This window comes from Flavobacterium sp. (assembly GCF_052437795.1).
Taxonomy (GTDB): Bacteria; Bacteroidota; Bacteroidia; order Flavobacteriales; family Flavobacteriaceae; genus Flavobacterium.
In genome coordinates this window covers 21,403-29,464 of the sequence record NZ_JBQVPA010000010.1, presented here as the reverse complement: position 1 = coordinate 29,464, position 8,062 = coordinate 21,403, and the positions used below count along the sequence as shown (strand labels likewise).

The 8,062-nt window shown below is 43.5% G+C and carries 7 protein-coding genes; all 7 read right to left on the bottom strand.

The annotated features are described in order from the left end of the window. Positions 1-164: 164 nt before the first annotated feature. The gene (eptA, locus tag ACT6R0_RS18580) at positions 165-1,718 is read right to left on the bottom strand and encodes a phosphoethanolamine--lipid A transferase EptA (protein WP_444655338.1); all 1,554 of its coding nucleotides are present in this window, start codon (positions 1,716-1,718) and stop codon (positions 165-167) included. Positions 1,719-1,761: 43 nt separating this feature from the next. Beyond that, positions 1,762-2,520, bottom strand: coding sequence for a phosphatase PAP2 family protein (locus tag ACT6R0_RS18575; protein WP_444655340.1), 759 nt, complete (start codon positions 2,518-2,520; stop codon positions 1,762-1,764). Positions 2,521-2,622: 102 nt separating this feature from the next. Beyond that, complete coding sequence (locus ACT6R0_RS18570) at positions 2,623-4,581, bottom strand: LTA synthase family protein (protein ID WP_444655342.1); 1,959 nt, start codon at positions 4,579-4,581, stop codon at positions 2,623-2,625. Between the two features lie 258 nt (positions 4,582-4,839). Further along, positions 4,840-6,132 carry a sensor histidine kinase gene (locus ACT6R0_RS18565; RefSeq protein WP_444658720.1) on the bottom strand — a complete coding sequence of 431 codons (1,293 nt, stop codon included), beginning with the start codon at positions 6,130-6,132 and terminating at the stop codon, positions 4,840-4,842. After that, positions 6,101-6,778 (bottom strand): response regulator transcription factor, encoded by a 678-nt coding sequence (locus tag ACT6R0_RS18560; protein ID WP_444655346.1) that lies wholly within the window; start codon positions 6,776-6,778, stop codon positions 6,101-6,103. The genes ACT6R0_RS18565 and ACT6R0_RS18560 overlap by 32 nt, the downstream gene beginning before the upstream one ends. 131 nt (positions 6,779-6,909) lie before the next feature. Next, entirely contained in the window at positions 6,910-7,233 is a 324-nt protein-coding gene (locus ACT6R0_RS18555) for a nuclear transport factor 2 family protein (RefSeq protein ID WP_444655348.1), read from the bottom strand. A 19-nt stretch (positions 7,234-7,252) separates the two neighbouring features. Then, positions 7,253-8,035 carry an SDR family oxidoreductase gene (locus ACT6R0_RS18550; protein ID WP_444655350.1) on the bottom strand — a complete coding sequence of 261 codons (783 nt, stop codon included), beginning with the start codon at positions 8,033-8,035 and terminating at the stop codon, positions 7,253-7,255. Positions 8,036-8,062 lie beyond the last annotated feature (27 nt).

Here is an 8,062-nt window from a genome sequence, read left to right as displayed (position 1 = left end):
GCACAGAACCGCCGCTCAGAGTTCATCATCGTGAAGAAATGATCTCGGACTTAACAAACCAATTTTCAATAGGAAGCGGCCCCAATTTGGGGCTGCTTTTTTTTTATGATATGCCCATGTCGAAGATCTGGAACCTCATACAATTGCCAAATACACAACCAACATTACTCTGAAAAAATATTCAACCCTTCGTTATAAACCGGACTTTGCACACCCAAAAAGTTAAGGACACTATGGAACACATGGCCTTGCGATACCTCATTGAGCGGTTTAAGGCGCTTTGAACTGTCTGACGCCCAAACGATAAAAGGAATTTCGTATTGTTCTTTTGGTGCAATACTTAGCGGCATACCGTGCATATACATATTTTTTTCACCCAGCGATTCGCCATGGTCGGAGACAAATATCATTGAGCTGTTATAGCCTTGCAGTCCTTTCAGGTCTTCTATTACTTTGTAAAGGATATAGTCTGTATAAACAATGGTATTATCATAGGCATTGATCAGTTCTTTTTGTGTGCAGTTGCCCAGTTCAACACTGTTGCAAACGGGTTTGAACGTCTCAAACCGGGATGGATATTTCTTGCTGTAGTCAGGCCCGTGGCTTGTGCTGGTGTGCAGTATAACCAAGATCTTATTTTTTTTACTGGCCATAATCTGCTCTTTTAGTCCGTCCAAAAGCACTTCATCATAGTTGCATCCTTCACCATTACATTTTGATCGCAGCGCCTCGCGGTTCAGATACTGATCTATATGTACCGGTGGCTCGCCCCAGTTGGTAGTCCTCCATATCACTTCAACACCATTTCGGTATAAATAGTTAGGCAGGGTTTCATATAGCTCATCGGTGCCAGTATGCTCAAGGATACATTTTACCCCTGCCGTGGTGTAGGTTGCGCAGGAAGTGGCATTGAAATGGAATAAATTGGGGACTTTTGAAAGCAGCGGGTTGGTATTCTTGCCGTAACCGTAGAGGGAAAAATTCGCGCGCCTTGCAGATTCTCCAATGACCAGGACCATAACCGATCTCGTGTCATCTTTTATGGCCGCATCCGGCAGCAGGACCTCTTTCTGCTCCTTTTTATACTTGTGGATGTAAAAAAGAGAGGTGTTCACAGAATATGACCATGGCATAGCAAGCCCGCCTAATGCTTTAGAATTTTTATCGATCCAAAGCCAATTGCCTGCATTGGCGAAAACCAAAGCAAGTATAAACACAACAGTAAGGCAAGAAGTGATGATAAATTTCTTTATCGGAACTTTTGTGATGGTAATCCTGATAACATAAATTCCGGGCAGGACTCCCAAAAATAGGATGTATATCATTAACCTTATTGAAAAAAAGATCCCTGATTCTTCAAAATTGGTATTGAGTATGTTGCCGATCATGCCCTCATCTATAATAACACCATAAGTATTGATGAAGTATAATGCGCCAGCATTTATGAGCAGGGACATTACGAGCAGGACTTTGCCTATGCGGCGCGAAAGAAAGAAAATAATGTAATAAGACAGGGCATTTACGGCCAGCATGAGCACCACGAGGCTTATGATCAGTATGATCCCGTTCCGGCTACAGTGATCAATATTGTTTAAAACAAAAGTAAAAAAAGGGAAATGGTAGAGCAAAAAAGTTGCCAGGCTCATTATCAAAACGAAATGAGTTATTTGCAAACTGGCTTTCGGCCACAGCCACTTAAAGTAATTTGTTTTTTTCATCACTATGATTTTGAATGATCAGGGCTATTATGCAGGTGAGGCATCAGAAAGTCCTGATAAAGGTTAACCCAACATTCCTTCCGTCGTAGCTGGGTACCAGGGTTGTTGCCGATCTCCCGTTCTTTTCCCCAAACAGGGTCCTTGTAATGAAAGGGTTGACCCAGTAGGCTATCTTTGTGCTTAAGATGCCGATCCCTGCACCCGCCGCCACGTCGGTTAGCCAGTGCTTGTTGTTATACATCCTGAACAATCCCGTGCCCGTTGCTACGGCATAGCCTGCGATCCCGTACCATACTGATTCATCCTTGTATTCCTGCCAAAGGAATTCTGCACCGGCAAAGGCCGTGGCCGTATGACCGGAAGGGAAGGAGTTGTTCGCGCTGCCGTCGGGCCGCTCGATCTTGGTAAATGACTTACCCGCAAAGGTAGTTGCACCCATTATTGCATAGGATGTTGCCAGGATCACACTCCTGTCGCGCAGGCTGTTCTTAGCTTTGACCCCGAAGGCATCCAAAGCGAATACGGATGCTGCAGGAGCCCATTGGCTAAAGTCATCGATCGAGGTTTTTTCATCAATGTCTTCTTTTACCTCATCCCTTATCTGCGTATTGAAACTTTTAAGCTGGTCACTTTCGATGCCAATGATGCCATAGCCTATAAGTGCTGCAGGTATAATAAGCTGTTTATAATTGAACCTGAGCATGGCAACAGTATCGTTATTTATACTGTCTTTTTCCTCTACCTGTTGGGCAAATGTGTTTGCGAAACACACCAATGATAATAAAACTACTAACCTTTTCATTTTTGTATAGTTAAGATGGTTGATGTAGTTTTATTTCATAGTTGGTATTGCTGTATTAACTGTCGTTTGGTGATATTGAGTCTCTCTGAATGGGAATAATTATTACTTAAGCAGTTTATTGGTGAACAGGTAATCTGCAGTTTGATACCATGAAATGGCTTCGTCAAGGAAGGAGCGGTCCATGGGCAGTGGCTTCAGGCTGTTATCCTTATTCTTCCAGGAATAGAATGCCTGCTTTTTTTGGTCAGACAAGATCATTACCTTGTCATGTTTCATTAGCGTGAGTTTGCGGTAGGTACCCATAAGTGCTCTTTCCTCAAAGCCATTGTCGGTTACATCCCTGCCAAAAAAATCGGAATCATAGCTCCAGTGCATCAGGCTGAATAGGGTAGGGAAGAGGTCGATCTGCGAGCACAGTTTTTTGATCTTGCTGTTTTTGCCTTCAGGCAGGTTAACGATAAATGCAGGTATGTGGTAATTGGCCACATCGATATCATCTTTGCCTGCGCTGCTGGCACAATGGTCGGCCACGATCACAAAAACGGTATTTTTATACCATGGTTTAGTCTTTGCTTTTTCAAACAGTTCCTTCAGGGCAAGATCGGTATATTTAACCGCGCCCGCACGCCCGGTTCCCGAAGGGATATCAATTTTACCTGAAGGATAGGTGTAGGGCCTGTGGTTGGAGGTTGTCATCACAAAGTTGAAAAAAGGCTTTCCTGAAGTATATTGCCTGTCGGCTACGCCCAGCATTTTATTAAAAATGTCCTCATCGCATATCCCCCAGGCATTTTCAAAAGTCACCTCGTCATCATCGATATTATTGCGTACAGCTTTGATATCGTCGCTAAGCACGCTGCCCCTGCCACGGTCGTAGATGTTAAACCCATTCCCACCGAAATAGGCATTCATATTATCAAAATAGCCATCGCCGCCATAAAAAAAATTACTGTCGTAACCCCTTGATCGGAAAACGCTGTTCACTGTATAAAGGTTGGAATTCTCCGGCCTTTTCACAATGCTTTGCCCCGGGGTGGGCGGTATGCAAAGTGTTACGGCCTCCATGCCCCTCACGGTCCGGGTGCCAGTAGCATAAAGGTTTTCAAAAAAAACGCTTTGCTGTGCCAGGCTGTCAAGAAAAGGGGTGATGTTCTCAGTATTGCCAAACTCTTTCATAAAGCTGCCGCTCAGGCTTTCTACCAGTATGAATACCACATTCTTGTTTTCTGCGGAGGGAAGGCTGTCCGTAACTGTTCTGTGTATGGAGAGGCCTTCGGATGTATATTCAGAATTACCGGCTTTTAGTTTTTGCCTGATGATGCCAAAAGCTTGTTTATCGGCAACAGCTGTATAAAACTCATCATAATCCATGCGGTTGTTCCTGAAGGCGGCAAAAAACGAATAAATCCCTGATCTCGATATTTCAGAGTTGTAGCGGTTGGTGCTCCATTCGGCCTGGCTGTTGGTTACGAACAATGAAAAGAGCAATGCCGTTACCAACACGCTCCCAACTACCGCCGACCTGTATTTCAATGTAGCCTTAGAACTGAAAGTGTGGGCAAATGCACCTTGCCTGTAAAACAGGAACAGTATAAAGGTCGTTGTGGCCAGAACACCCGCAATAAGCAGCGGCAGCGGGTAGGATTCATTTATGTTGGCTGCCACTTCATGGGTATAAATGAGGTAATCTACAGCTATGAAGTTAAAGCGGGTCCTGAACTCTTCCCAAAATGTGATCTCGGCAAAAAAGTTAAAGACCAGTATAAAAACGGTCAGGCCGGTAAAAAACCAAACAAGGACCTTATCAGCCAATGAACCGATCCACCTGTTGGGCAAAACCGCATAGTAAATTGTGGCGGGCAGGCTTACAAAAGCCACAGTGCCCAGATCGAAGAACAGGCCTGTAAGCATTGTAAATAATATGTCGAGAGGTTTAAGGGAAACCTCATCGAATTGCCAGATGAAGAAGAATACCCTCAACAACTGGCAAACGATAAGGAACCAACCAATAAAATATGCTAAAACCGAAAATCTTCCTGATCTGTTTAATTTCTGAAACATTGCATGCTAAATTTCTGACGCAAGTTTCCAAACCAATTTTGAATAAAATTAGAATTTTTGATATACAGCCTAAAATTTATAGTTGTACCCCAAACAAATCCCCCAGGTTTCATAGTGATCATTACCGACATACCTGGATCGTTGCCCTATACTTCTTTAAGGATGAAAAGATGTTGCTAATTGATCCTGTGATCCATTGCCCAATGATCATAATTTATAGGACGAATTTACCTCTGGAATTGGAAGAAGATTTGAATTTTAAAAATTTATCGTAAAAGAATGTTCATTGCCTGAAAAATCATAATTGATGTCCCAGCTGTTGAGTTCTGCTATTTTTTTTACTATAGCAAGGCCCAAGCCGTTACCCTGTGCGGATGGGTCTGATTTTGAGAAGCGGTTAAAAAGCTTTTCATCATTAAGGGGCCTACCGGCGCCGGTGTTGGTAAAGCAGATCCCATTGGCCAGGGTGGCGACCTTAATGTTGCCATTTTGCACATTGTGCCTTATGGCATTAAGGAACAGGTTGTTGACCAATACTTCGAACAGTATAGGGTTAGCGCTGACAAAGATCTCCTTGTCCAATGCGGTGGTAATGGAAATATGCTTTGATCGTGCCTGCTGCTCAAAGAAATCAAGGTGCCTGCCAATATACTCTGCTACATTTACGTCCTGCTTATCAAAATAGCTGTCGTTGTCGATCTTTGACAGCATCAATAAGTTTTTGTTGAGCCTGTTCAGCCTTGCCACATCGCTATTGAGAGCTCCTACTATCTCAGATTGTTCTTTTGTCAAAGCAGCCGATTGTGACAATGTATCGATCTTTGCCTGGAAAAGGGCCAGGGGTGTCTGTAGCTCATGTGCTGCATTTTCTACAAATTCCCGCTGGCTTTTATAAATGGCCGTATTTTTTTCGATAAGCCTCTCAAGGCTGCGGTTGAGCCTGTCAAACTCATCAATATCCGTATCGGCAAAATTCGGCGGCCTGTTCTTGTCGATCTCAAAATCGCGGATCTGGTCAAGGGTATTGTAAAATGGCTTCCATATTTTAGCAGCCAAAGCTTTAGATATATATATTATGCCTATGAGAAGGATAATTATTATGCAGAGGAACATCACCGCTATGCTGAAAACCATGCCTTCCATTTCAACAAGGTTAGTTTTTTCAACATAGGTAAACCTTTTCCCGTTTATGCTAACCGGTGCATAAAGCACGCGGAAAGGCTCTTCTTCCTTCGCTATAGCGTCGTACATCATTTTACCAACTATGGAATCCTTAGTAACGCCCGTGTCGGGTACGATCTCTACATCCCGGTTATACTTGTTCCATGCCGCAATATCATTCTCAGAGAAGTTGCCCCTGGTTTCCTTTACAAATGCTCCTTTATGGAACAGCAGTACTTCATCTGTCTCATAGATATAGAGCCACAGGCTTATGAAATAAAATATTGGAGCTGCGACCAGTAGGATCGCTACGGCATAAGCCAAAAAGCTGTTGGTGGTTTTATTTAGTAGTTTCTTTTTAGTCATCCTGCCATTTATAGCCCAGCCCATATACGGTTTTTATGTAATCCCTGCTACCGGCCTGGTAGAGCTTTTTCTTAAGGTTTTTAATGTGTGCATACACAAAGTCATGGTTATCGAGCATATCGGCCATGTCACCCGAAAGGTGTTCGGCGATAGCTGCCTTAGACAGGACTTTATTATTGTTCCCTATCAGGTAAAGCAGCAGATCGATCTCCTTTTTGGTAATATCGAGTTTAGTTCCGCTAACGGCTACTGTTTTGCCCAACAGGTCGATCTTGATCTCATTGAATGTAATATCATTATGCCCGTTGAATTTTTTCCGCCTTATCAGTGCCTGGATTCTGACCAAAAGTTCTGACAGGTGGAACGGCTTGGTAAGGTAATCATCTGCACCGAGGTTAAACCCTTCTATCCTTGTTTCAAGGGTTTCCTTCGCCGATATGATGATGACACCCTCTGTCTTATTGAGCCGCTTGAGTTCTTTCAGTATTTCGAGTCCATCGCCGTCGGGCAGCATCAGGTCCAACAGGATACACTCATATTCGTAAACGCTGATCTTGTCTAATGCCTCGACAACGCCAAAAGCCGTTTCGCACTGCACGCCATTGGATGTAAGGTAACCCTTTATGGCAGATGATATATCAGGCTCGTCCTCTATAACTAAAATTTTCATACTGCAAGTTAGAAAAATGATCTTGAATAAATCCTGAATTTAAACGTAAAAGGATGATCTCCAAACTTTGAACCACAGAAAGGGAAGATCACGAGATCAACATGGTCCCGGATCTTTCCGGTCCCTTCTTTTTATACAGTAAATTTCAATGATCGTATCAATTCATGTGTTATCTCTAAATGATAACTCAGTACGATCGGGCTTCCGGGAAAATTTCCTGAAGTTTCAGCTTTTAATATGCTTTTCGTTCCATTTTCTTCATAGCTCACGGGTTTTATTGTCGCTTTGTATCGCTCATTGGAATCAGCGATCCAGTGCTCTATCTCTTTCCTTCCGTTGTGGGTTTTGCCCTCATCTTCAACTACGGCTGTTTCAGAGAAACAATTTGCATAGGCAGCACTGTCAAAGTTATTTTGTGCTGCTACCAGATCTGATATTACTTTTGGTAAGTTCATTATACTATTTTTTAGTTCATTAAATGGTAGGTACTGTCCCACCGTCGATCACGAATTCTGTTCCCGTTAAATAGCCGGCTCTTGGCGAAACAATAAAACCGACCAATTCAGCCACTTCTTCCGGTTTTGCGGGCCTGCCGTAAGGAATTCCCCCCAATGCATCCATGACACTCTTTTGGGCTTCTTCTATAGTACTATTTGCGTTCCTTGCGATCTCGCCCAACCAGGCTTCAGATGCTGTTGTATTTATCCATCCAGGCGAAACAGTGAGCACCCGTACGCCCTTTGGTGTAACTTCGTTGGATAAGCTCTTACTATAGTTCCTTAGTCCTGCTTTTGCCGCAGCATAAGGCAAAGTAGAGTCATACAGTGGCAGTTTGCCCTGAATAGAGGCGATATGGATGATAACGCCATCCTTCCTGTCTATCATTTGTGGCAGGAATCCTCTGTCCAATCGAACAGGGGCCAGTAAATTAGCCTGCAGGGTCGCTATCCAGTCTTCATCACTTAATGCTGAAAAACCGCCGGCGGGTGTTGATGAAGCACCAAGGTTGTTCACAAGGATGTCCAGTTTGCCATAAGTTGACAGCACTTCGCTAACCACCTTTTGCGATCCTTCTGCTGTGCTTAAGTCGGATGCGATAAAATGCAATTTGCTATTGTCAGTTTCCGGTGCGTTCCTGGCGGTTATGAGTACTGTTGCGCCGGCTTGCAGCAGCCTTTCTGCGATCGCCTTTCCGGCTCCTTTTGTACCTCCTGTCACCAAAGCGACTTTACCTAATAGTTCATTTTGATAATCCATCGTAATTTGTTTTTAAATTTTGTTGTA